The organism is Streptomyces sp. NPDC053474, assembly GCF_044544845.1.
Taxonomy (GTDB): domain Bacteria; phylum Actinomycetota; class Actinomycetes; order Streptomycetales; family Streptomycetaceae; genus Streptomyces.
Genome location: NZ_JBITXV010000031.1, coordinates 13,624 through 37,300 on the forward strand (window position 1 = coordinate 13,624; position 23,677 = coordinate 37,300).

At 73.9% G+C, this 23,677-nt stretch carries 17 protein-coding genes and 1 pseudogene; 9 read left to right on the top strand and 9 right to left on the bottom strand.

What is annotated here, in order from left to right; genetic code table 11:
• Positions 1-202: 202 nt before the first annotated feature.
• From ACIG3E_RS40075 to ACIG3E_RS40100, 6 genes and pseudogenes are all read left to right on the top strand, one after another.
• Positions 203-2,958, top strand: a pseudogene (locus ACIG3E_RS40075) (SCO5717 family growth-regulating ATPase).
• A 184-nt stretch (positions 2,959-3,142) separates the two neighbouring features.
• Positions 3,143-5,002, top strand: a complete 1,860-nt coding sequence (locus ACIG3E_RS40080; protein WP_399625992.1) for an ABC transporter substrate-binding protein — start codon at positions 3,143-3,145, stop codon at positions 5,000-5,002.
• A gap of 41 nt (positions 5,003-5,043) precedes the next feature.
• A complete protein-coding gene (locus ACIG3E_RS40085; protein WP_399625994.1) occupies positions 5,044-6,138 on the top strand; it encodes an ABC transporter permease in 1,095 nt (364 codons plus the stop codon).
• Positions 6,135-7,049: an ABC transporter permease gene (locus ACIG3E_RS40090; RefSeq protein ID WP_399625996.1), complete on the top strand. Its 915-nt coding sequence runs from the start codon at positions 6,135-6,137 to the stop codon at positions 7,047-7,049. Before ACIG3E_RS40085 ends, ACIG3E_RS40090 begins: the two co-directional genes overlap by 4 nt.
• Positions 7,046-8,122 (top strand): ABC transporter ATP-binding protein, encoded by a 1,077-nt coding sequence (locus tag ACIG3E_RS40095; protein ID WP_399625999.1) that lies wholly within the window; start codon positions 7,046-7,048, stop codon positions 8,120-8,122. Before ACIG3E_RS40090 ends, ACIG3E_RS40095 begins: the two co-directional genes overlap by 4 nt.
• 55 nt (positions 8,123-8,177) lie before the next feature.
• Positions 8,178-9,221 carry an ABC transporter ATP-binding protein gene (locus ACIG3E_RS40100; protein ID WP_399626002.1) on the top strand — a complete coding sequence of 348 codons (1,044 nt, stop codon included), beginning with the start codon at positions 8,178-8,180 and terminating at the stop codon, positions 9,219-9,221.
• Positions 9,222-9,246: 25 nt separating this feature from the next.
• On the opposite strand, the gene ACIG3E_RS40105 is transcribed toward ACIG3E_RS40100, so the two are convergent.
• The 9 genes from ACIG3E_RS40105 to rimP all read right to left on the bottom strand — a co-directional run bounded on the left by ACIG3E_RS40105 (position 9,247) and on the right by rimP (position 21,361).
• Positions 9,247-10,206 carry a bifunctional riboflavin kinase/FAD synthetase gene (locus ACIG3E_RS40105; protein WP_399626004.1) on the bottom strand — a complete coding sequence of 320 codons (960 nt, stop codon included), beginning with the start codon at positions 10,204-10,206 and terminating at the stop codon, positions 9,247-9,249.
• 141 nt (positions 10,207-10,347) lie between these two features.
• Complete coding sequence (locus tag ACIG3E_RS40110; protein ID WP_399626006.1) at positions 10,348-13,863, bottom strand: trypsin-like peptidase domain-containing protein; 3,516 nt, start codon at positions 13,861-13,863, stop codon at positions 10,348-10,350.
• Positions 13,864-14,159: 296 nt separating this feature from the next.
• Complete coding sequence (gene truB / locus ACIG3E_RS40115) at positions 14,160-15,068, bottom strand: tRNA pseudouridine(55) synthase TruB (protein WP_399626007.1); 909 nt, start codon at positions 15,066-15,068, stop codon at positions 14,160-14,162.
• Positions 15,065-15,520 carry a 30S ribosome-binding factor RbfA gene (gene rbfA / locus ACIG3E_RS40120; RefSeq protein ID WP_138962129.1) on the bottom strand — a complete coding sequence of 152 codons (456 nt, stop codon included), beginning with the start codon at positions 15,518-15,520 and terminating at the stop codon, positions 15,065-15,067. The genes truB and rbfA overlap by 4 nt, the downstream gene beginning before the upstream one ends.
• 47 nt (positions 15,521-15,567) lie before the next feature.
• The gene (locus ACIG3E_RS40125; RefSeq protein ID WP_138962128.1) at positions 15,568-15,864 is read right to left on the bottom strand and encodes a DUF503 domain-containing protein; all 297 of its coding nucleotides are present in this window, start codon (positions 15,862-15,864) and stop codon (positions 15,568-15,570) included.
• A 302-nt stretch (positions 15,865-16,166) separates the two neighbouring features.
• Positions 16,167-19,262, bottom strand: coding sequence for a translation initiation factor IF-2 (gene infB, locus ACIG3E_RS40130; RefSeq protein WP_399626011.1), 3,096 nt, complete (start codon positions 19,260-19,262; stop codon positions 16,167-16,169).
• A gap of 147 nt (positions 19,263-19,409) precedes the next feature.
• On the bottom strand, positions 19,410-19,709 hold the full coding sequence (locus ACIG3E_RS40135; protein WP_399626013.1) for a YlxR family protein: 300 nt from the start codon (positions 19,707-19,709) through the stop codon (positions 19,410-19,412).
• A gap of 141 nt (positions 19,710-19,850) precedes the next feature.
• On the bottom strand, positions 19,851-20,849 hold the full coding sequence (gene nusA, locus ACIG3E_RS40140) for a transcription termination factor NusA (protein ID WP_399626015.1): 999 nt from the start codon (positions 20,847-20,849) through the stop codon (positions 19,851-19,853).
• A gap of 2 nt (positions 20,850-20,851) precedes the next feature.
• Complete coding sequence (gene rimP, locus ACIG3E_RS40145) at positions 20,852-21,361, bottom strand: ribosome maturation factor RimP (RefSeq protein WP_399626017.1); 510 nt, start codon at positions 21,359-21,361, stop codon at positions 20,852-20,854.
• Between the two features lie 275 nt (positions 21,362-21,636).
• Between rimP and ACIG3E_RS40150 the strand changes: the two genes are divergently transcribed.
• The 3 genes from ACIG3E_RS40150 to ACIG3E_RS40160 all read left to right on the top strand — a co-directional run bounded on the left by ACIG3E_RS40150 (position 21,637) and on the right by ACIG3E_RS40160 (position 23,597).
• Positions 21,637-22,170, top strand: coding sequence for a hypothetical protein (locus ACIG3E_RS40150; protein ID WP_399626019.1), 534 nt, complete (start codon positions 21,637-21,639; stop codon positions 22,168-22,170).
• Positions 22,167-22,631 (top strand): ferritin-like domain-containing protein, encoded by a 465-nt coding sequence (locus ACIG3E_RS40155; protein WP_138962122.1) that lies wholly within the window; start codon positions 22,167-22,169, stop codon positions 22,629-22,631. Before ACIG3E_RS40150 ends, ACIG3E_RS40155 begins: the two co-directional genes overlap by 4 nt.
• 63 nt (positions 22,632-22,694) lie before the next feature.
• Entirely contained in the window at positions 22,695-23,597 is a 903-nt protein-coding gene (locus ACIG3E_RS40160; RefSeq protein WP_399626022.1) for an aminoglycoside phosphotransferase family protein, read from the top strand.
• The last annotated feature ends 80 nt before the right edge of the window (positions 23,598-23,677 follow it).

A 23,677-nucleotide genomic window follows, 5' to 3' on the forward strand; every position in this document is an offset into this window, starting at 1 on the left:
GTGGCGTGAAGGACGTCGTTCCGGGGGCGGACTGGCCTGCCGTGCTCGTGCTGTTGGTGATTAGGCTGGGACGGGGCGTCACGTCAGAACCCGCGAGCGGGGCACACGCGTCCGTCCCACGGGGAGAGCCAGGCGGATCGGACGACAGGAACGGTCGCCCCCCACCACGGCATGAGCGTGCTCGAGCACACCAGGAGGCATTGTGAACAGCGATCGGGACAAGATCCGCGGCGGCTGGGACACACCCGTCGACGATCAGTCCGACGCGGAGTCCGCTGCCGAGACGACGGGCGAGTTCACCATCGACTACGCCCCGCCCGCCTGGTACACGCAGAACGCCTCCGACAGCGGCCAGGACGCGGCGGCCGCGCCGCCGGTGTCCACGCCTTCTCCCCCGGCTGACGCCGGGTCCGTTTCTGGTACTGGTCCTGGGGCTGGTGCTGGTGACTCCGGTGGTGCGCCCGCCCCTGCTCCTACTGCCCCTGCTCCCGCTCCCGTGACGGCCCTGCCCAAGCTTCCTGTCGGCAGCGGTTTCCAGCGGGACTGGACCGTGCCGCCGCCCCCCGCGGCTCCGCCCGTCTCCGGCGGCGCCTCGGACTCGAGCGGGGCTGTCGCCGATACCGGTACGGATGCCGGTGCCGAAGGCGCGGCTGAGGTCGGGGAGCCTTCGGCTGTAGAGGGTGCAGTCGCGGAGGACGCGGCAGCGGAGGGTGCGGTGCCGTCCGGCGACGCGGCCTCAGGGGAGGTGGCCTCAGAGGAGGCGGCCCCCGGCGATGGGGCGTCCGAGGAGGTGGCTTCCGCTGGCACGGTGTCCGACGCTGCCGCTCCCCAGGACACGGCGCCTGACGCCGCTCCCCAAGGCCCGGCCTCCGATGACTCCGTGAGTGGTGCGGCTCCGGCTGTCGGTGAGGCCGAGGGCAGGGAGAGCGCTGCCCCGGCGGCTGCCGTGGACGCGTCCCCTTCCGCCCCGCCGGTCGACGCCCCGCCCTCCTTCGGCGCGGTCGCCGACACCCCGGCGCCCACCGGCCCGCCCGTCGACCTGCCGCCGCCCACCGGGGCCCCGATCGTCGCTCCGCCTCCCACGGGCGTGCCCGCCGCACCGGCGGAAGCCGTCGCTCCCCCGGCGGCGCCGGAGGCCGTGCCCGACGCCGCGCCGCCCGCGTGGAGTCCGCCGCCCGCGCCGCAGGGCGGGCTGCCGCCGCTGCCGCCCGCGTTCCAGCCCGCCGCACCGGCGGCCGCGCCGCAGTGGCCCGCGCAGCACCAGGTCGCGCCCGGTGGCGAGGTACAGCCCCCTGCCGCGCCGCCGCAGGCCCAGCCCCCCGTCGAGCCCCAGGTCCCCGCGCCCGTACCGCAGGCCTGGAACGCGCCCGCCGCGCCGCAGCAGGGCTACGCCCATCCGGCCCCCGTGCCCGAGCAGGCCCAGCCGCCGCAGGCCCCGCAGCCGCTCCCGCCCGCGCAGCCCCTGCCTCCCGTCCAGGCCGCTCAGGCGCAGCAGCCCCAGCCGCAGGCCCCCGTCGACCCGCGCACCGGAACCGCCTGGCCACAGCCCGTGCGGCACGATCAGCGCGAGCGCACCAACCCGGGGGCGCCGCTCGGGTACACCGCGGCCGTGGAGCTGTCCTCCGACCGGCTGCTCAACAACAAGAAGCAGCGGACCAAGAGCAGCCGCCCCGTCGGCGGCTCCCGGTTCCGGCTCGGCGGCAAGAAGGAGGAGGCCGAGCGGCAGCGGAAGCTGGAGCTGATCCGCACCCCGGTGCTCTCCTGCTACCGCATCGCCGTCATCAGCCTCAAGGGCGGCGTCGGCAAGACGACCACGACGACCGCGCTCGGCTCCACCCTCGCCAGCGAGCGGCAGGACAAGATCCTCGCCATCGACGCCAACCCGGACGCCGGTACGCTCGGGCGGCGCGTGCGGCGCGAGACCGGGGCGACCATCCGCGACCTCGTCCAGGCCATCCCGTACCTCAACTCGTACATGGACATCCGGCGCTTCACCTCGCAGGCGTCGTCCGGCCTGGAGATCATCGCCAACGACGTCGACCCCGCCGTGTCCACGACCTTCAACGACGAGGACTACCGGCGCGCCATCGACGTCCTCGGCAAGCAGTACCCGATCATCCTGACGGACTCGGGCACGGGGCTCCTCTACAGCGCGATGCGCGGGGTGCTCGACCTCGCCGACCAGCTCATCATCATCTCCACGCCGTCCGTGGACGGGGCGTCCAGCGCCTCCACGACGCTGGACTGGCTCTCCGCGCACGGGTACGCGGAACTGGTGCAGCGGTCCATCACGGTCATCTCCGGGGTGCGCGAGACCGGCAAGATGATCAAGGTGGAGGACATCGTGTCGCACTTCGAGACGCGCTGCCGGGGGGTGGTCGTGGTGCCCTTCGACGAGCACCTCGCGGCGGGGGCCGAGGTCGATCTCGACATGATGCGGCCGAAGGTGCGGGAGGCGTACTTCACGCTGGCCGCGATGGTGGGTGAGGACTTCACTCGGGCGCAGCGGGCACAGGGGTTGTGGACCTCGGATGGGAATCCGCCGCCGCGGGTGGCTCCGCCACTGCCGGGGCAGCAGGGGCTGCCGGGGCAGCAGGGGTATCCCGTGCCGGGGGCTCAGCCTTACGGGGGCGCCCCCGGGGGTTACCCCCAGCAGCCCCAGCCGGGGCCTGGGCCGGTGGCTCCGCCGCAGCCGTAGCTCTCGTTCCACCCTTCGGGCCCGTGCCGTTCTTCGGTGCGGGCCCGCCCCATTTGGGCGCATGCCTAGGTGAACGGTGGCGCGGCGCCCACCCCCTGTGCCCACCCGTTCCGCCCTCTGGGCGGACCAGCTGCCCACAGGGAGGGCGGGCGCGCCCACTCTCCGGGCCGACCAGCTGCCCGCAGGGGAGGGCAGGGTGGCTGACCAGGGCGTCAGTCCCTGGCCTGGGAGGCTTCAGTGGTCTTGGCCAATGCGGATGAAATCCCGGTCAACTCGTTATTTCCGCAGGCCACATGGGGTTCACCGGCCGTTGACGCGTGCAGACTGGCGCTGGTAGACACACAGCATCCAGCGGGCCCCTCCTTGATCGACCCCATGTGCACCAGTCGTACTCAGTCGTAACCAGCCATCCCTGCGCGAGCGATGACGCGAGGTCACCGACCCATGGACACACGAGATCAACACGGCAGAACCAGCACGAGCCGCTCCCGGCTCCTCGTCGCGGGCGGCGCCCTCGCCGCCCTCGGCCTCACGGCCGGGCTCGCGACGCCGCTCAACCCGGCTCCGCAGCAGGCCCACGCCAAGGGCGACGGCAAGAAGACGCTCACCGTCGCGGTCGCGCAGAGCGTGGACTCGCTCAGCCCGTTCCTGGCCCAGCGGCTGCTCAGCACCAGCATCCACCGACTGACGTACGAGTACCTCACGAACTACGACCCGAAGGACAACCACACCGTCCCGGGGTTCGCCACCGAGTGGAAGCCGTCGGCGGACAAGCTCACGTGGACGTACACCATCCGGACCGACTCCAAGTGGTCGGACGGGAAGAAGGCGACCGCCGAGGACGCCGCCTGGACGTTCAACAAGATCATGTCCAAGGAGGGCACGGCCACCGCCAACTCCAACTTCGTCACCAACTTCAAGAAGGTGACGGCGCCCTCCCCCACCCGGCTCGTCATCGAGCTGAAGAAGCCGCAGTCGACGATGGCGGCGCTCGACGTCCCCATCGTGCCCAAGCACGTCTGGGAGAAGGTCGACGACCTCTCCAAGTTCAACAACGACAAGGACTTCCCCGTCGTCGGGAACGGCCCCTTCGTCCTCTCCGACTTCAAGGTCGACCGGTATGTGAGGCTGAAGGCCAACAAGGACTTCTGGCGCGGGGCGCCGAAATTCGACGAGCTGGTCTTCAAGACGTACAAGGACCAGGACGCGGCCGTCGCCGCGCTCAAGAAGGGCGAGGTGTCCTTCGTCGCCGGGCAGCCCGCGCTCACGCCCGCCCAGGCCAATGGCCTCAAGGGCGAGGCCGACATCAAGGTGAACAACGGCCCCGGGCGGCGCTTCTTCGCCATCGCCACCAATCCGGGGGCGCGGACCCGGGACGGGAAGAAGTTCGGCGACGGCCATCCGGCGCTGCTCGACAAGCGGGTGCGGCAGGCGCTCTTCCTGTCCGTCGACCGCAAGACGATCGTGGACAAGGTCTTCCAGGGCAACGCCGTCGAGGGCGCCGGATACATTCCGCCGCGCTTCTCCGAGTACGCCTGGCAGCCGTCCCCGGACCAGAAGCTCGCGTACGACCCGAAGCGGGCCGCGTCCCTCCTCGACAAGGCCGGGTACAAGAAGAACGGCGACGGCAAGCGCGTCGGCAAGGACGGCAGGCCCCTGAACTTCCGCATCCTCTGCCACGCCACCGACCCCAACGACAAGGCCGTCGGGAAGTACCTCAAGGAGTGGTGGGGCGACCTCGGCATCGGGCTCAAGGTGAACTGTCTCGACGACGTCTCCGTTCCCTGGTACGCCGGTGAGTACGACCTCGCCTTCGACGGCTGGTCCGTGAACCCGGACCCGGACTTCGTCCTCGGCATCCACACCTGCGCCGCGCTCCCCGAGAAGGCGAAGGAGAGCGCCGCCACCGACAACTTCATCTGCGACAAGAAGTACGACGACCTGTACGAGAAGCAGCTCGCGGAGTACGACCCGACCAAGCGCGCGGCGATCGTCCGGCAGATGCAGTCCTGGCTGTACGACTCGGGCTACATGAACGTGATGGCGTACCCGAACGCCGTCGAGGCCTACCGCACCGACCAGATCAAGTCCGTCACCACCATGCCGGAGGCCGCGGGCAACATTTACGGCCAGGACGGCTATTGGAGTTGGTGGTCGGCGACCCCGGCGAGTGGGGACGGCAATTCCGATGGGGGCGGCTCCACCGGTGTCATCATCGGTATCGCCGTCGCCGCGGCCGTGGTCGTGGGCGGCGGAGCCCTGATCGCCCTGCGCCGCCGCAAGACCGCAGAGGACCGCGAGTAACGGATGACGAAGAACCCCGCGACCCACACCGCGAGCACCGCATGACCGCGGCGGACAACAGCGCGGCGGCGCTCCTCGCCGCCGAGGCAGAGGCCGAGGCGCCCGGCGGACCGGCCGGACCGGTCCGGCCGCGGGGCCGCGGCCCCCGGGCCCGCGACACCACCGCCTATCTGACGTACGTCGCGGGCAAGCTCGGCGGCGCGCTCGTCTCGATGTTCGCCGTGCTCGTCACGAGCTTCTTCCTCTTCCGGCTCATCCCGGGCGACCCGGTGAAGCAGATGACCGGCGGACGCCGCGTGTCGAGCGAGCAACTGGCCGCGATGCGCGCCGAGTTCGGCCTCGACGACCCGGTGTGGAAGCAGTTCACCGACTACTGCGGCAACGTCCTCACCGGGGACTTCGGCACGTCGTACCAGTTCCACGCCCCGGTCCTCGACAAGATCACCGAGGCGCTCGGGCCGACGCTGTGGCTCACCGGGACGGCGTACGTCCTCTACACGCTCCTCGGCATCTGGCTCGGCACGCGCGCGGCGTGGCGCAACGGCCGCCTCGGGGACCGGTTCCACACCGGGCTCGCCCTGACGCTGTACTCGGTGCCGTCGTTCTGGCTCGGCCTGCTGCTCATCATCACCTTCTCGGTGGGCGCGGGGCCGCTGCCCGGCCTCTTCCCGACCGGCGGCATGGAGAGCGGCGACGAGACCGGCGTCGCGTACGTGGTGGACGTGGCGCACCACATGATCCTGCCGGTGCTCACGCTCGTCGCCGTCGGGTACGCGCAGACGCTGCTCGTCATGCGCTCCTCGCTGCTCGACGAGATGGGCAGCGACTATCTGACGACCGCCCGCGCCAAGGGGCTCAGGGACGACCTGGTGCGCCGCCGCCACGCCGTGCCGAACGCGCTCCTGCCGACGGTCACGCTGATGTTCGTGAACCTGGGCACGGTGGTGGCGGGCGCGATCCTCGTCGAGACCGTCTTCTCCTGGCCGGGGCTCGGCAGCCTCTTCTACCAGGCGCTGAGCGTGCCCGACCTGCCCCTGGTGCAGGGCCTGTTCTTCGTCTTCGCCACCGCGGTGATCCTCATGAACACGGTCGCCGACGTGATCTATCCGCTGCTCGACCCGAGGGTGGGACGATGACGACCGAGACGGCCACCGCACCGCACCCGCGGGCGCTCGCCTGGGCGCGCAGGCGGCACTCCGCGGCCCGCTTCTGGCGGGAGTACCGCACGCACCGGGCGGGGCTCTTCGGTCTCGCCGTGCTCGTCCTGATCTCGCTCGCCGCGGTCTTCGCGCCGCTGCTCGTCGGCTCGGACGCGGACAGCGTGACCCGGGCGCCGGGCGACGCCATGGAGTCGCCAGGCGGCGAATTCCCGCTCGGCACCGACCAGTTCGGGCGCGACCTGCTCGCGCTCCTGGTGTACGGGGCGCGGATCTCGCTCACCATCGGGCTGCTCGCCGCGTTCCTCTCCGTGGCCATCGGCACGGTCGTGGGCATCACGGCGGGGCACTACCGCGGCTGGTACGGAACGGTCCTGATGCGCGTCACCGACTGGTTCCTGGTGATGCCCACGCTGGTGCTCGCGATCGCCCTGGCCGTCGTGATGTCCGGCTCCCTGAGCACGATCATCCTGGCCATCGGCGTCACGACCTGGCCCACGACGGCACGCCTGGTGCGCGCGCAGACCCTGGCGGTCGAGTCCCGCCCCTACATCGAGCGGGCCCGCGCCCTCGGCGGCGGGCACACCCACATCATGCTCCGCCACGTGCTGCCGAACGTGATGCCGCTGGTGCTCGCGCAGACGACCCTCGTCATCTCGGGCGCCATCCTCACCGAGGCCACGCTCGCCTTCCTCGGCCTGGGCGATCCGACCGCGGTCTCCTGGGGCGGGCTGCTCCAGGACGCCCGCGAGGCGGGTGCCGTCAGCGCGGGCGACTGGTGGTACCTGGCGCCGCCCGGCATCGCGATCGCCGTGGTCGCGCTCGCGTTCACGCTGTGCGGGCGGGCCGTGGAGTCCGTGCTCAACCCCAGGCTGGGGGTGTCCCGTTGACCGCCGAACCAGAGGCATCCGTGACCACCGCGCACACCGCGACCGACCCCCCGGCCGCGGCCGGGCAGGACGCCGGGCAGCCCCTGCTCGACGTCAGGAACCTCGAAGTGACGTACGCGTCCGGGGCCGCCGCCGTGCGCGGGGTCGACCTGACCGTGGGCGCCGGGCAGAAGCTGGGCGTCGCGGGCGAGTCCGGCTGCGGCAAGTCCACGCTCGCCCTGGCCCTGCTGCGCCTGCTTCCCGCGGGGACGCGGGTGACAGGACAGGTGCTCCTCGACGGCGAGGACGTGCTCACCATGAAGTGGGGCCGGGTGCGCGCGGTCCGCTGGGCGGGCGCCTCCGTGGTCTTCCAGGGCGCCATGCACTCGCTGAACGCGGTGCACCGCATCGGCGACCAGATCGCCGAGCCGATCCTGCTGCACCAGAAGGCGACCCCGGCGGGCGCCAAGAAGAAGGCCCGTGAGCTGCTCGAACACGTGGGCCTTCCGGGCGCACGCGCGGACGCCTATCCGCACGAGCTGTCCGGGGGCCAGCGCCAGCGCGTGATGATCGCGATGGCGCTCGCCTGCGATCCGCGCCTGATCGTCGCGGACGAGCCGACGACCGCCCTCGACGTGATGATCCAGGCGCAGATCCTGCGCCTGATCGAACAGCTCGTGGCCGAGCAGGACCTCGGCCTGATCATGATCAGCCACGATCTGGCGGTGCTCGCCGACACCTGCGACCGGCTCGCGGTGATGTACGCGGGCCGCGTCGTCGAGGAGGGCCCGGCCCGGGACGTGTACGAGCGGGCACAGCACCCGTACGGCAAGGCCCTCTCGGCGGCCTTCCCGCGCGTCGGCGACCCCGGCTCGCGGTTCGCGCCGCGCGGCCTGCCCGGCGACCCGCCGGACCCCTCGGCGCTCCCGCCGGGCTGTACGTTCCATCCGCGCTGCCCGGTGGCCCTCGACTCCTGCGCCGACCAGGACCAGGCCCTGCGCGCCGCGGGCCCGGCCCACCGGGCCGCCTGTGTGCACGTGGGCTCCCAGGTCCCCGTGCAGCAGGCCCCCGCGGCCGTGGACGGGGCGCCGTGACCGGGCCGCGCACCCCGATCCGCCTGCCCTGGCCCCCGGCCGCGAGGAGACGCGCATGACCACCCACTCCCCCGCCACGCCGCCCGCGCCGTCATCGTCGGCGGCGCCGCTGCTCGCGGCCGACGGCCTGCACATCGCGTTCCCCGGGCGGCACGGCGCGGATCCGGCGCGGGCCGTGGACGGCGTGGACCTCCACATCCGGCCGGGCGAGATCGTCGCGCTCGTCGGCGAGTCCGGCTGCGGCAAGACGACGCTCGCGCGCTCCCTGCTCGGCCTCGTGCCGCCCACCTCGGGCCGGGTCACGTTCGGCGGCAAGCCGCTCGGCCACCGCGCCCGCGCCCTGAAGGCGTACCGCAAGCGCGTCCAGCTGGTGCTCCAGGACCCGAGCGGGTCGCTCAACCCGCGCCATACGGTGTACGAGGCGGTCGCCGAGGGCCTGCGCATCCACCGGTACGCGGGGGACGAGCGGGCGGCCGTCGCCGAGGCCCTGTCACGGGCGGGGCTGCGCCCGCCGGAGCGGTTCTTCCTGCGCTATCCGCACGAGCTGTCCGGCGGCCAGCGCCAGCGCGTCGTCATCGCGGGCGCGCTGGTCCTGGAGCCCGAACTCATCGTCGCGGACGAGCCGGTGGCCTCCCTCGACGCGTCCGTGCGCGGCGAGATCCTCGCCCTGCTGCTCCGGCTGCGGGACGAGCTCGGCCTCTCCGCGCTCGTCGTGACCCACGACCTGGGCCTGGCGTGGAACATCGCCGACCGGGTGGCGGTGATGTACCTGGGCCGCATCGTCGAGACGGGCGCCGTCGAAGAGGTCCTGACGGCACCTCAGCACCCGTACACGAAGGCCCTGTTGTCGGTCCTTCCGGAGGCCGAGGGCGAGCCCGTGGTGCTCACCGGCGAGCCCCCGGACCCGTCCCGCGTCCCGTCGGGCTGCCGCTTCCACGTCCGCTGCCAGATCCTCGCCAGCGGCGAGGCGGAGCGGGCGGGGGTGGCCCGGGACTGCCGTACGAAGGACCTGCCGGTCCTGTCAGGCGGGGGCGAGCCCCAAGTGGCCTGCCACTGGGCGACGGCGGCGCGAAACCCAGACAGCCCGTCCGGCGATTGAGGACGAGCCCGAAGGGCGATGAACCTCAGCCCCGGTCGGCCTCATAGCTCTCAACCAGAGCCCGCGCCTGCTTGACGTCGTCACCGATGGCGACGAGCAGCGCGTCGATGGACTCGAACTTGGCCTGGCCGCGCACGAAGGCCAGGAAATCCACGGCCACGTGCAGCCCGTACAGATCGAGGCCTACGCGGTCGATGGCGTAGGCCTCGACCGTGCGCTCCGTGCCGTCGAACTGCGGGTTCGTGCCGACCGAGATGGCCGCGGGCATGGCCTCGCCCTGGGCGTGCAGCCAGCCCGCGTACACGCCGTCGGCGGGGATCGCGGTGTGCGGCAGCGTCTCCACGTTGGCCGTGGGGAAGCCGAGCTCGCGGCCGCGCTGGGCGCCGCGGACGACCACACCCTCCACGCGGTGCGGGCGGCCGAGGATCTCGTGGGCGCCCGCGAGGTCGCCCTCGGCGATGAGGCGCCGGGTGAGCGTCGACGAGAACGGCTCGCCGCCGCCCGCCTCGCCGCTCACGTACAGGTCGACGACCTCGACCTCGTAGTCGTACGTCGCGCCGAGCTCAGCGAGGACCCGCACGTCGCCCGCGGCGCGGTGTCCGAAGCGGAAGTTGGGGCCCTCGACGACGGCCTTGGCGTGCAGCTTGTCGACGAGGACCTTCACCACGAAGTCGGCGGGCGACAGCTTCGAGAACTCGGTCGTGAACGGCAGGATGAGCACGGCGTCCACACCGAGGTCGGCCATCAGCTCGGCGCGCCGGTGGTGGGGGGCCAGCAGCGGCGGGTGGCTGCCGGGGCGCACGACCTCGCTGGGGTGCGGGTCGAAGGTGACGACCACGGCGGGCACGCCGAGCTCGCGCGCGCGGGCCACCGCGCGGCCGATGATGAGCTGGTGACCGCGGTGCACGCCGTCGTAGGAACCAATGGTGACGACGCTGCGCCCCCAGTCCTGGGGAATGTCCTCCAAGCCACGCCAGCGCTGCACTGTCTTCGCTCCTCGCCGAACCCGTCTACGTCCCGTACGTGTGTACGTTCCCTTGCCGATTGCGCAGGTCTAAGAGTGCCATGCCGACACGGTGTCGCTCGCATCGGCCGGGGTGGTGGTGCTCACGCCGACTTGGGGAGCTCACGTCGGCGCCGGAACGGCGTCCGCGACCCCCTCGACGGTGCGGCGGGCGCTCGGGCCGATGAGGGCCGCCCAGTCCTGCGGGGCGTCCGCCATCCAGCGGGCGAGGCGCCCGGCGAACCCCGGCGCGCGCCGCGCCAGGTCCACCAGGACGCGGTCGAAGCGGATCGCGCCCTCCGGCGTGCGGCCGAGCAGCAGGCCCGCGCGCTGCACCAGGTGCCGGTCCCGCTCGGCGTCGCCGCCGCGCTCGCCGACCGCGCGCAGCACGGCCTCGACGACGTCCGGGTCCCGCTCCTGGGCGAGCAGCAGGTCGAGCAGCTCGGCGCGCAGCGGCCGCGAGGCCTGGCCGCCGGGCGCCGCGAGGACCGGCGCGAGGGCGCGGCGCACCTCCGTGGCGCCGCCGCGCAGCAGCGCGGTGACCGTCGGGAACAGCACGGCCCGCACGCCGGGGCCCCGGTCGAGGAGCCGGTCGACGTAGGCGGCCACGGCCCCCGCGGACTCCGGGCACTGCTCCGCGTGCTCGCGGACCAGGGCGGCGACGCGGCGCGCCAGGGCGGGCGAGGTCACTCCCGCGAGGTCGCGCAGCAGGTCTCCGGCCGCCGTGCCGGGTCCGTGGAGGCGGGCGCGGAAGGCCGCGAGCACCGGGTCGGGGTCGGTGGTCAGGGCCGCGGCGAGGGCGCTGCCCGGCAGCCACGGGTCGCCCGCCGCGAACGCCTTCAGGGCGGTGGGCAGATGCCGGGCGCGAGTCTGCGGGTCCCGTACGAGCAGGGCGAGCGCGGCGCCGTGCAGGGAGGCGTCCCCCGGGCGGGCGAGCAGCGCGTAGGCCGCGTACCGCAGCAGGGTGCGGTCGGCGTCGCCGGTGGCGTGCCGTGCGGTGCGCAGGCCCCAGACCACGGCGGCCACGCGGCGCGCCGCCCGGTCGTCGCGCGCCCAGCGGTCGACGGCGCGGCACACCGCCGAGGGCTCGTCCTCGGCGAGCGCGCCGAGGAGTTCGTCGGCGCGGGTGTGCGCGCAGTCGGCCAGGGCTTCGGTGAGGTCGTCGATGGCGCGGTGCCGGTGGGTGTGCAGCAGGGCCTGCGCGGCGGAGGCGACGGTGGCGTCCGGGGTGGCCCGCAGCGGGCTCTCGTCGGTGAACCAGCGCGTCAGATGGCGCTGGACGGCGCCGGGGTCGGCGGCGAGGTGCTCGGCCACGGCGTCGAGGACGCGGCCCGCCGTGCCGGGCGGGCCGTCGTGGGGCACGACGGCCCGCAGGAGGTCGTAGCGGGTGGCGTCGGGCAGGGGCAGAGCCATCCAGAAGGCCGGGGGGAACCGCCGGTGCGCGGCGATCTCGCGGAGCACGTCCAGATAGGGGCTGGCGTCGGGAACGCGCAGGAGGACCTCGCCCAGGAGGTGCCTGGCCCACCAGGCGGCGTCCTGGGAGCTCTCCGGCGGCGCGGCGCCGCGGGCCGCCGTCGCGCCGAGCGCCTCGACGGCGGCCGCGAGGCGTGCCAGGCACACGGCCAGTTCTCCCGCGCCCCACTGCCGCTCGACGAGCAGCAGCGCTTCGAGCACGGGGCCGATCCGGTGCCGGGGCACCGGCAGGGAGCGGGTGGTGGGGGCCGGGCCCTCGGCGTGGCGGAACACCAGGGACGTCAGGGCGCCCTCCACGTCCAGATGGGTGCCCTGGAGCCAGTCGGCGACCTCTTCGTGCGCGAAGCGGTACCCGGTGCCCGCGGGGACCATGAGGCCTTCCGCGAGGACCGCGGAGGCCCAGCCGGTGCAGCCGTCGGGCCCCGGCAGGGCGCCCCACGGGAAGACCTCCTCGAACGCGGCCCGGTCGAGCTCTCCCTGCCCGGGCCCGAGGCACCGCCGCGCCGCCTCGTGGATCTGGCCCGCCACGCGCGCGGCGAGGCGGCGCACGGCCGTCCCGCGCAGCCCGTTCGCCGCGGCGAGGCGGACGGCGACGCGCAGGCTCATCAGGTCCAGATGGGCGGCCAGGATCTCCTCCCGGCCGGGCCGTCCCGGCGGCTCGCCGGGCAGCGCGGCCCGCACCTCGGAGAGCAGCCGCAGCGTCAGGGGGTGCCGGGCGTCGGCGGCGGCGAGGGCCGCGTCCGGGATGCCGTACCGCGCGCGGGCCCGGCGCGCCTGCGGCTCCGGCAGGTCGCCGAGCCGGACGCAGCCGGGCAGCGCGTCCCCGAGGGCCCCGGGGGCGCCCCGGCCGGGGGCGCCTTCCGCCCCGGTGTGCAGCAGGGCGGCGGGGAAGTGCTCCCCCGCCCGCTCCCAGTACTCCGCGCGGCAGGCGACGACGAGCCGCGCCCCGGTGTCCCGCAGCCACCCGGCGGTGCCCGCGCTCCACTCGGCGAGGCGGTGGGCGAGGACGGGCGGCATCTCCTCGGGCCCATCCAGCAGCAGGAGCAGGGGCCGTCCGGCGTCCCGGACGAGCCGGGCGACACGGCCCGCGGAGATGTCCCCGAGCCCTTCGCCCGCCGGGCGGTTGTCGTCCGAGGCGGCGATGATGCGCCCCGCCCGCTCCAGGGCGCGCCCCACCGCGTCGGCCACACAGGTGTCGGCGTCGCGCAGGTCGGCCCCGCGCAGCCACAGGGTGGGCGCGGGCGCGCCGCCCCGGGCGCGGCGGGCGGCGAGCGCGGCCAGCTCCGTGGTCCGCCCGGTGCCGGGGTCGCCGACGAGCCCGAGGACGCGCGCGGGGCCTCTAGTGAAGTCCGTGAACTCCCGTGCCGTGTCGGGCCGTTCGACCGGCTCGGGCCCGGGTGCGGCGGGGCCGTCGGAGCCCACGGACGTGGCGGTCAGCTGGAGCGCGCCCGCGAGGTTCAGATCGCCTCCGTAGGCGGGCACGGTGGCCGCGTTGCGGGCGAGGAGTTCGGCGAGGGGGCCGTCCGGGTCCGCGGCGGCCGCCTCCCGCAGCGGCACCGCGAAACCGGCGGCCCGGTGCGGGGCGTGCAGGGCGGTGGCGAGGACAGCGAGGACCGCGCCGGACGCGGCGTCCACGACGGGCCCGCCCGCGGCCCCGCCGCCGAGCCGCAGGGCGTCGGCGCCGTCGGTGCCGATGGCGAGCTCCATGGCGGCGTCCAGGACGTGGAAGCGGTCGGTCGCCGCATAGGTCACCGAGGCGGAGTCCAGGACCCGCGCCTGCCGCCAGCCGCCCGCGGCGATCCGTACGTACGCGCCCACCGGCACGGCCTCGCGCACGGTGACGGGCAGCGGCTTGAGGCCGAGGCCCTCGGTGCGCACCAGCGCGAGGTCGGCCCCGGGCAGGGCCGTCACGGCGTCGGCGGCCACGACGCAGGTGCGCTCGCCCGCCGCGTGCAGCACGATCCGGGCGAGGCCGTCGACGGCCTCGTGGCTGGTGATCACGGTGCCGAGCTCGTCGGCGGCGAACCCGGCGCCGCGCGGGCGCCCCGCCAGGTCGCAGATCCGCACCAGGGACCACCGGGGGCCGCCCCCGTCGACCGGCTCCGCGGCCGCCCCGCTCCGGCCCCGGGCCCCGCCGCCCCGGGCCCGCGGGCCACGTCCCGCCATGCGCGCACCTCCCCGACCGCTTCCCGACCCCCGTTCCTCCGACCGTAGGTCGGCGGTGATCAGCGGGACAGAACGCGAGCCGAACGCGCCCCCTTCCGCTCCCGTGGTTCACTCCGAGCGCCTGCTCATAGGGGTGAAAGCCCGGGCGGGCGTGGATAGACCTTCCTTGGGGGGGGATCGTGGAGCGGCGGACAGTCGTCCGCCGCTCCACGGCACGAAAAGCCAAGTGCCGTCAGGCCCAGCGGACTTGAGCAGCGCTCAAAGCACCGCTCCCCGGCGGATCCGCGCGCCAGCCGTCAGACGAACACGGCGAGGCTCTTGGCCTTGCCGCGCGACTCCTCGGCCAGGACCACGAACCGCCCGTCGGGATCGAAGACGGCCACGGCCCCCGCACCCGCGTACTCCTCGGGCATCTCGATCCGCACGCCGTTGACGAGCAGCCGCGCCCGCTTGGCGTCCACGTCCCAGCGCGGGAAGGCCGCACCGGCCGCGTCCGCGACCGGCATCACCGTCAGCTCCTCCTGGAGCTGGTCGAGGGTCCGCGCCGAGTCCAGCTTGTACGGACCCACGCGGGTGCGGCGCAGCGCCGTGAGGTGCCCGCCGACGCCGAGGTCCGCGCCGAGGTCCCGGGCGAGCGCCCGGATGTACGTACCGGAGGAGCAGACCACGGACACGACCAGGTCGAGCACGGGCGTGCCGTCCTCGGCGACCGCGTCGCGGACGTCGTACACCTGGAAGGAGGACACCGTCACCGGCCGGGCCGGGATCTCGAAGTCCTCGCCCTCGCGCGCCCGCTTGTACGAGCGCTTGCCGTCGATCTTGATGGCGCTGACCTTCGACGGCACCTGCATGATGTCGCCGGTGAGCTTGGCGACGGCCGCGTCGACGGCGTCCCGCGCGATGCCGGAGGCGTCCGTGGAGGAGGTGATCTCGCCCTCGGCGTCGTCCGTGAGGCTGGACTGGCCGAGCCGGATCGTGCCCAGGTACTCCTTCTCCGTCAGCGCCAGATGGCCGAGGAGCTTGGTGGCGCGCTCGACGCCGAGCACGAGGACGCCCGTGGCCATCGGGTCGAGGGTGCCCGCGTGGCCGACGCGGCGGGTCTTGGCGATGCCCCGCATCTTGGCGACCACGTCGTGCGAAGTGAAGCCGGACGGCTTGTCGACGATGACAAGTCCGTCCGGCGTGGTGGTGGTGCGCTTGGTCATGAGGCGGCGTCGCCGTCCGTTTCCTCGTCCTCGCCGGGCTTGCGGTAGGGGTCCGCCTCACCGGCGAAATCGGCGCCCGCGGAGGCCTCGCGGACCTTCGCGTCCGAGGCGCGCGCCCGGTCGAGGAGGTCCTCGATGGCCCGCGCGTTGTCGGGCAGCGCGTCCGCCACGAAGGTCAGCGTCGGCGTGAACTTCACGCCCGCCGCGCGCCCGACCTCGGAGCGGAGGACGCCCTTGGCGCTCTCCAGGCCCGCGGCCGCGGCCGCGCGCTCCTCGTCGTCGCCGTAGACCGTGTAGAAGACGGTCGCCTCCCGCAGGTCACCGGTGACCCGGGTGTCCGTGATGGTGACATGCGTGCCGAGCCGCGGGTCCTTGATCCCGCGCTGCAGCTTCTGGGCCACCACCTCTCGGATGAGGTCCGCCAGCCTCTTCGCCCGCGCGTTGTCGGCCACTGCTCCGTCTCCTTCTGTGCTGTGCTCGTCGCTGGTCGTTCAGGGGGTCATTCGTCGTCGTCACCGTGGAACCGCCGCCGTACCGACAGCAGCTCCACTTCGGGCCGGGCGGCGACGAGCCGTTCGCACCGGTCCAGTACCTCGGTGAGGTGCGCCGCGTCCCCGGAGACCAGCGCGATGCCGATCTCACTCCTGCGGTGCAGTTCCTGGTGGCCCACCTCGGCCGCGCTCACCGCGTACTTCCGCTGGAGTTCCGCCACGATCGGGCGGACGAGGGAGCGTTTCTCCTTCAGCGAATGTACGTCGCCGAGGAGCAGGTCGAAGGACAGGGTCCCCACAAACATGTGTGCCCGGATAACCCGCCGGTACGGGATCGCGCCCCGCGCGTGGTAGGCAGGGTCACCAGAACCGTACAACGAACGGCGGCCCGGCTCGACGGGATTTCGCCCCCGCCGCCCCTACCCGTCCCGTCTCCTGGGGGCTCCGCCCCCAGACCCCCGCTCCTCAAACGCCGGAGGGGCTGAGATGTTGCCGCGACCGGCGACAGTTCTAGCCCGTCCGGCGTTTGAGGACGAGGCGCGGAGCGCCGAAAAGGGGGCGGGGGCCGCCCGGGGAAAACCCCGGGCAACCCCCGCCCCTGCGAACGCTAAGCCCGCGGCTTCTCGCGCATCTCGTACGTCGCGATGACGTCGTCGACCTTGATGTCGTTGAAGTTGCCGAGGTTGATACCGCCCTCGAACCCTTCGCGGATCTCGGTGACGTCGTCCTTGAAGCGACGCAGGCCCTCGATGTTGAGGTTCTCCGCGATGACCTTGCCATCGCGCAGGAGTCGGGCCTTGGTGTTCCGCTTGACCTCGCCGGAGCGGATGAGCACACCCGCGATGTTGCCCAGCTTGGACGAGCGGAAGACCTCGCGGATCTCCGCCGTGCCGAGCTCGACCTCTTCGTACTCCGGCTTGAGCATGCCCTTGAGGGCCGCCTCGATCTCCTCGATGGCCTGGTAGATCACCGAGTAGTAGCGGACGTCGACGCCCTCGCGCTCCGCCATCTGCGCGGCACGTCCGGCCGCGCGGACGTTGAAGCCGATGACGATGGCGTCGGAGCCCATGGCCAGGTCGATGTCCGACTCGGTGACCGCACCCACGCCGCGGTGCAGCACGCGGATGTCGACCTCCTCGCCGACGTCCAGCTGGAGCAGGGAGGACTCCAGGGCCTCGACGGAACCAGAAGCGTCACCCTTGATGATGAGGTTGAGCTGCTGGATCTCGCCGGCCTTGAGCACCTTGTCCAGGTCCTCGAGCGAGACGCGGCGGACGCGCTTGGCGAACGCGGCGTTGCGCTCGCGGGCAGCGCGCTTCTCGGCGATCTGACGGGCCGTACGGTCCTCGTCGACCACCAGGAAGTTGTCGCCCGCGCCCGGGACGTTGGTGAGACCGAGGACGAGGACCGGGGTCGACGGACCCGCCTCTTCCACGTTCTCGCCCTTGTCGTCGAGCATCGCGCGGACGCGGCCGTAGGCGTCACCGGCGACCATGGTGTCGCCGACGCGGAGGGTACCGCGCTGGACGAGGACGGTCGCGACGGCGCCGCGGCCCTTGTCCAGGTGGGCCTCGATCGCGATGCCCTGCGCGTCCTGCTCCGGGTTGGCCCGCAGGTCGAGCGAGGCGTCCGCGGTCAGGACCACGGCCTCGAGCAGGGAGTCGATGTGCAGACCCTGCTTGGCGGAGATGTCGACGAACATCGTGTCGCCGCCGTACTCCTCGGCCACCAGACCGAACTCGGTGAGCTGACCGCGCACCTTGGTCGGGTCGGCGCCCTCGACGTCGATCTTGTTGACCGCGACCACGATCGGCACGTCGGCCGCCTTGGCGTGGTTCAGCGCCTCGATCGTCTGGGGCATCACACCGTCGTTGGCCGCGACCACGAGGATCGCGATGTCGGTGGACTTCGCACCACGGGCACGCATGGCGGTGAACGCCTCGTGACCCGGGGTGTCGATGAAGGTGATCGCGCGCTCTTCGCCGTTGACCTCGGTCGCGACCTGGTAGGCACCGATGTGCTGGGTGATGCCACCGGCCTCGCCCGCGACGACGTTCGTCTTGCGGATGGCGTCGAGCAGGCGGGTCTTACCGTGGTCGACGTGACCCATGACGGTCACGACCGGCGGACGGGACATGAGCGCCTCTTCGCCGCCCTCGTCCTCGCCGAACTCGATGGAGAACGACTCGAGCAGCTCGCGGTCCTCCTCCTCGGGGCTGACGATCTGAACCGTGTAGTTCATCTCGTCGCCGAGGAGCTGCAGCGTCTCGTCGGAGACGGACTGCGTGGCCGTGACCATCTCGCCGAGGTTCATCATCACCGCGACGAGCGACGCCGGGTTGGCGTTGATCTTCTCGGCGAAGTCGGTGAGGGAGGCACCGCGCGACAGGCGAACGGTCTCGCCGTTGCCGCGAGGCAGCATCACGCCGCCGACCGACGGGGCCTGCATGGCCTCGTACTCCTGGCGCCTCTGCCGCTTCGACTTGCGACCGCGACGCGCGGGGCCGCCGGGACGGCCGAAGGCGCCCTGCGTGCCACCACGGCCACCGGGACCGCCGGGACGGCCACCGAAGCCGGGACGGCCGCCGAAGCCACCGCCGCCGCCACCGGGACCACCCGGACGACCGCCGCCGCCACCGGGACCACCGGGACGACCGGCGAAGCCGCCGCCGCCACCGGGACCGCCGGGACGACCGGCGAAGCCGGGACGACCGCCGCCGCCACCGCCCGGACGGCCACCGCCGCCGGGACCGCGGCCGCCACCGGGGCCACCGCCGGGACGCGGGCCCGCGGCGGGACGCTGCGGCATCATGCCCGGGTTCGGGCGGTTGCCGCCGGGGCCGCCGCCGGGACGCGGGGCCTGCGGACGGGGCATGCCGCCCGGGGTCGGGCGGGGACCGCCCTGGCCCTGCGGACGGGGAGCGCCGCCGGGACCGCCCTGGCCCTGCGGGCGCGGAGCGCCGCCGGGGCCGCCCTGGCCGCCGCCGGGACGCGGGGCGCCGCCGGGACGGGGCGCCTGCGGGCGCGCCATGCCGGTGGAGCCGCCGGACGTGAAGGGGTTGTTGCCCGGACGCGGGCCCGCGGGACGGGCACCGCCGGGACGCGGGGCGCCACCCTGGCCGCCGGGGCGCGGAGCACCCTGACGGTCGCCGCCGCGCTGGCCCTGGCCGGGCGCCGGACGGGCGCCACCGGGCTTGGGGGCGCCGGGACGGGCGCCACCGGGGCGCGGCGCGGCCGGAGCGCCGGAGGACGCGGCGGCCGGGCTCGGCGACGGCGGCGCGGTGAACTCGGGCGCGGCCGGAGCCGGAGCGGCCGGGGCCGCGGGCGCGGCGGGGGCCGGCTTCGGCGCGGGCGGCTTCGGGCCCGGCGTCGGGCGCGGACCCGGGGTCGCCGGGGCGGCCGGCGCGGGCTTGGCCGGGCTCTCCGCGGCCGCCGGACGCGGCGCGGGCTTGGGCGCGGCCGGACCCGGACGGGCGGCCTGCGCGGGGGACGGTGCCGCGGGCTTCGCGGCGGACTTGCGCGGGGCGGGCTTACCGGAGCCGTTGCCCTGCTGCAGTGCGTCAGTCAGTTTGCGTACTACGGGCGCCTCGATCGTCGAGGACGCCGAACGTACGAATTCACCGAGTTCCTGGAGCTTGGCCATGACGACCTTGCTCTCCACTCCGAACTCCTTGGCGAGTTCGTATACCCGGACCTTAGCCACTTCGCTCCTTTTAGGTCCGGGTTACCGCCGGACCGTCGCTACTTCATGGGCGTACTCATCGCGTACTCATCGAGTGCTCATCGCAATCTCGACCTACTTCCAACTCGCGAGGTACCAGGACCGCACAGGGGCTCCGTGCGGCACGTCTTACGGTGTTGCCTGCTCGGCAACGGTCTCGGCCGCCTCGAGATTCCCGCGCAGCTTCGCCGTGTCGAGCGGTCCCTGGAGCCGGAAGGCCCGCGGGAACGCCCGGCGGCGGACCGCCAGGTCGAGACAGACCAGGGCGGGGTGTACATACGCACCCCGGCCGGGCAGCGTACCGCGTGGATCGGGGACACAGGTGCCCTCGATCGCCACGATCCGCAGCAGCTCGTCCTTGGCCGCTCGCTCCCGGCACCCCACACAGGTGCGCTCAGGGCATGCGCGGGCTTGCGTCCGGCCAGACACGCTTAAGTCTACCTCCCCGTACCGACCTCACCCCTTTGGGGCAAAAATCGAACGGCTGTTGTCTTGATCAGTAACGTGACCAGTCCGAGGGGGGCTCGCGCAACCGGATTTCCGGACCCGCGCGCTCCCCCTTCGGGAGGGTCAGTTCCCGCCGTCCTGGCCCGGCTGCTCGGTGTCCGGGCGGATGTCGATCCGCCAGCCGGTGAGCCGGGCGGCGAGGCGGGCGTTCTGGCCCTCCTTGCCGATGGCCAGCGACAGCTGGTAGTCCGGGACCGTCACCCGGGCGGAGCGGCCGGACAGGTCGACGATCTCGACCTTGCTGACCCGGGCCGGGGACAGCGCGTGGGCGACCATCTCCCCCGGGTCCTCCGACCAGTCGACGATGTCGATCTTCTCGCCGTTGAGCTCGCCCATCACATTGCGCACGCGGCTGCCCATCGGGCCGATGCAGGCGCCCTTGGCGTTGAGCCCGGAGCGGGTCGAGCGGACCGCGATCTTGGTGCGGTGCCCGGCCTCGCGCGCGATGGCGGCGATCTCCACGGAGCCGTCGGCGATCTCGGGGACCTCGAGCGCGAACAGCTTCTTGACCAGGTTCGGGTGCGTGCGCGAGAGCGTCACGGACGGGCCGCGCACGCCCTTGGCCACTCGGACGACATAGCTGCGCAGGCGCATGCCGTGCGGGTACTCCTCGCCCGGCACCTGCTCCTGCGCGGGCAGGATGGCTTCCAGCTTGCCGATGTCCACCATGACGTTCTTGGGGTCGCGCCCCTGCTGCACCACACCGGTGACGATGTCGCCCTCGCGCCCGGCGTACTCGCCGAGCGTCGCGTCGTCCTCGGCGTCGCGCAGCCGCTGCAGGATGACCTGCTTGGCGGTGGTGGCGGCGATCCGGCCGAAATCGGACGGGGTGTCATCGAACTCGCGGGCCTCCTGGCCCTCCTCGATGTCCTCCGGGTCCTCCTTCGCCCAGACCGTCACGTGCCCGGTCTCCCGGTCGAGCTTCACGCGCGCGTGGCGGCGGCTTCCCTCGGTGCGGTGGTAGGCGATGAGGAGGGCCGACTCGATCGCCTCGACCAGCAGGTCGAAGGAGATCTCCTTCTCCCGCACCAGGCCCCGCAGGGCACTCATGTCGATGTCCACGGCTACGCCTCCTCCTCTTCCTTCATGTTCTTGTCGTCCTTGCGGTTGAACTCGACTTCCACGCGCGCCTTGACGATGTCGCCGAAGGCCAGCCTGCGGGCGGTGGGCTTGCGCCCCTTCACGCCGGGCACCTCCAGGTCGACACCTTCGTCGTCCACCCCGACGACGCGCGCGACCAGCTCGGCGCCGTCGGCGGTCTGGATGCGGGCGAGGCGCCCGACGGCGCGCTCGTAGTGGCGCTGCTCCTTGAGCGGGCGCTCGGCGCCCGGGGAACCGACCTCCAGGGTGTACTCACCCTCGCCCATCGCGTCGGTCTCGTCGAGCTTCGCGGAGAGCGCACGGCTCACATCCGCGATGCGGTCCAGATCCACGCCGTCCTCGGAGTCGACGACGACTCGCAGCACCCGCTTGCGTCCGACCGAGGCCACTTCGATCTCTTCGAGATCCAGGTCCTGGGAGCTGACGAGCGGTTCCAGCAGTTCCCGCAGCCTCTCGCTCTGGGTGGTGCTCATCCGGGTGACTCCTCGGCCGCGTGTGCTGTTGTGGGATCGTCGCGTGTCTGGTCAAAGGGTATCCGGTCCGGGAGGGTGTTGCCGTCCACCGGGCCGGGTGCCCACCCCTCCGGCTCCGTACGCGCGTACGAGACCGAGCCGGTCACGCGTGCGAGGAGGGCGCGCAGGTACGGTGATCACCGGGCCTCGGCCCGTTCTGTGCCGCCGCCACCGTTCGCCGTCCGAGGGACGCCCTGCCCCGCGCCCTCCCGGCCCGCCTCCCGAGGACGCCCGCCGTGCCGTCGTATCCCACCCTTTCGCGGTCCCGACCTGGGCCGCGCCGCAGAAGTCTGCTCGCTTCGGCCGCCGGCGCCGTACTGCTCACCGGCTGCTCGGACGCCGGGTCCGGCGACGGCGACGAGCGCTCCGCCGACGCCGAGCGGCTGCGCGCCCGGGCGGCCCGCGACAGCGCCGCGCTCCTTGGCCGCTACGACGCCGTGATCGCGGCCCACGCCCCCCTGTCCGCCCGCCTGCGGCCGCTGCGGGAGGAGGTGGCCCGGCACGCGAAGGCCTTCGCGGACGGCGGGGCGACACCCACCCCGGCCGCCACCCGGGCCCCGGAGCCGCCCGTGCCCGGCGACCGCAAGGACGCCCTGCGCCTGCTCGCGACGGCCGAGCGGGAGCTGGCCCGGCGGCGCGGCAAGCAGCTCCTGGACGCGCCGGGCGAGCTGGCCCGGCTGCTCGCGTCCGTCGCCGCGGCGGGCGCGGCGCACGCGTACCTGCTGACGGAGAAGGGCGCCGAAGGCACTGGCGAGGGGGACGACAAGTGAGCGCGCGCAAGGACGAGTTGGCGGCGGTGCAGGCGGCGCTGCGCGCCGAGCACGCGGCCGTGTACGGCTACGGGGTCGTCGGCGGCCGCGTCGGCGACGCCCGCCGGGCCGAGGCCCGCACCGCCTACGACGCGCACCGGGCGCGCCGCGACGAGCTGCGCCGCGCGGTGCGGAGGCTCGACGGCGACCCGGAGCCGTCGGCGGCCGCGTACGCGCTGCCGTTCCCGGTGCCGGACGCGGCCGCCGCCGTGCGGCTCGCGGCCGCCCTGGAGGAGCGGCTCGCCGGGGTGTACGCCGATCTGGTGCGGGCCGCCGAGGGGGACGCGCGGGCCGTCGCGGCCGAGGCGCTGCGGGAGGCGGCGGTCCGGGCGGCGCGGTGGCGCGGCGGGAGCGTAGCCTTCCCTGGGCTCGCCGAGCGGGCCGGCGGGTCCGGGGACCCGTCCGCGGCACCGCGGGCGTGATCCCGCCACCGCACACGCACCCCAGCGCCGCTGGGACCCGGCTGGGAAAGGAACACCTCGCGCATGGCTTTCGAACCGCCGCCGCGCCTCGTCCGCGCGCTCGGCGAGACGCCGGGCGACGCGGACACCGACCGCTGGCTGCGGAACCTCCCCGCGCGCACCGCTGAGGCCGTCGCCGGGCTCGGCCTGACCGTCGAGCGCGTGCAGGTGCCCGGGGGCCGCAGCAGCCTCGTCGTGCTCGTGCGGCGGGCCGACGGGACCCCCGCCGTCCTGAAGCTGGTGCCGCCGCGCTCGCGGCCCGCCAGCGAGCGGGCCGCGCTCGCCCACTGGGCCGGGCTCGGGGCGGTGCGGCTGCTCGACGCCGAGGCGGCGGCCGACGGCGTCCTGCTGCTCGAACGGCTCCAGCGGGACGTCTCCGTACGCTCCCTGCCCGAGGCCAAGTCCATGCTGGAGGCCGCGGGGACGCTGCGGCGGCTGTGGGTGGAGCCGCCCGCCGGGCACCGCTTCGAGACGGTCGCCGAGCGGACGGGGCGGCAGGCCGACGCGATGCGGGCCCACCCGGACCCGGACGTGGCCCCGCTGGTGGACGCGGCCCTCGCGGCGCGCGCGGAGCTGCTCGCGGACGCGCCGGAGGAGCGGCTGCTGCACGGCACCTTCCGGCAGAGCAAGGTGCTCGCGGCCGAGCGGGTGCCGTGGCTGGCCGTGGGGCCCGATCCGGTGGTGGGCGAGTGCGCGTTCGACCTGGCGCGGCTGGTGCGGGACCGGGTCGAGGACCTGATCGCGACGCCGTCCGGGGCGGCGGTGACGCGGCGGCGCGTCAAGCGGCTCGCCGAGTCCCTCGACGTGGACCAGGAGCGGCTGCGGGGGTGGACGCTGTTCCGGGCCGTGGAGTCGGGCGTCCGGGCGCTACGCGTGGGCCGCGCCCAGGACGCGGAGCTGCTCCTGGAGTTCGCGGACTGGCTGTAGCCCTACCGGAGTCCCCAATCCCGCCCCTTCCCGATCTGAGGGCTGCGCCCCCGCGCCCCCGCCTTTTCGGCGCTTCGCGC

Coding starts and splice junctions, on each gene's coding strand:
- ACIG3E_RS40080 (WP_399625992.1), top strand. CDS start 3,143: ATGGACACACGAGATCAACACGGCAGAACCAGCACGAGCCGCTCCCGG.
- ACIG3E_RS40085 (WP_399625994.1), top strand. CDS start 5,044: ATGACCGCGGCGGACAACAGCGCGGCGGCGCTCCTCGCCGCCGAGGCA.
- ACIG3E_RS40090 (WP_399625996.1), top strand. CDS start 6,135: ATGACGACCGAGACGGCCACCGCACCGCACCCGCGGGCGCTCGCCTGG.
- ACIG3E_RS40100 (WP_399626002.1), top strand. CDS start 8,178: ATGACCACCCACTCCCCCGCCACGCCGCCCGCGCCGTCATCGTCGGCG.
- ACIG3E_RS40110 (WP_399626006.1), bottom strand. CDS start 13,863: ATGGCGGGACGTGGCCCGCGGGCCCGGGGCGGCGGGGCCCGGGGCCGG.
- truB (WP_399626007.1), bottom strand. CDS start 15,068: ATGACCAAGCGCACCACCACCACGCCGGACGGACTTGTCATCGTCGAC.
- ACIG3E_RS40125 (WP_138962128.1), bottom strand. CDS start 15,864: ATGTTTGTGGGGACCCTGTCCTTCGACCTGCTCCTCGGCGACGTACAT.
- rimP (WP_399626017.1), bottom strand. CDS start 21,361: ATGAGCACCACCCAGAGCGAGAGGCTGCGGGAACTGCTGGAACCGCTC.
- ACIG3E_RS40160 (WP_399626022.1), top strand. CDS start 22,695: ATGGCTTTCGAACCGCCGCCGCGCCTCGTCCGCGCGCTCGGCGAGACG.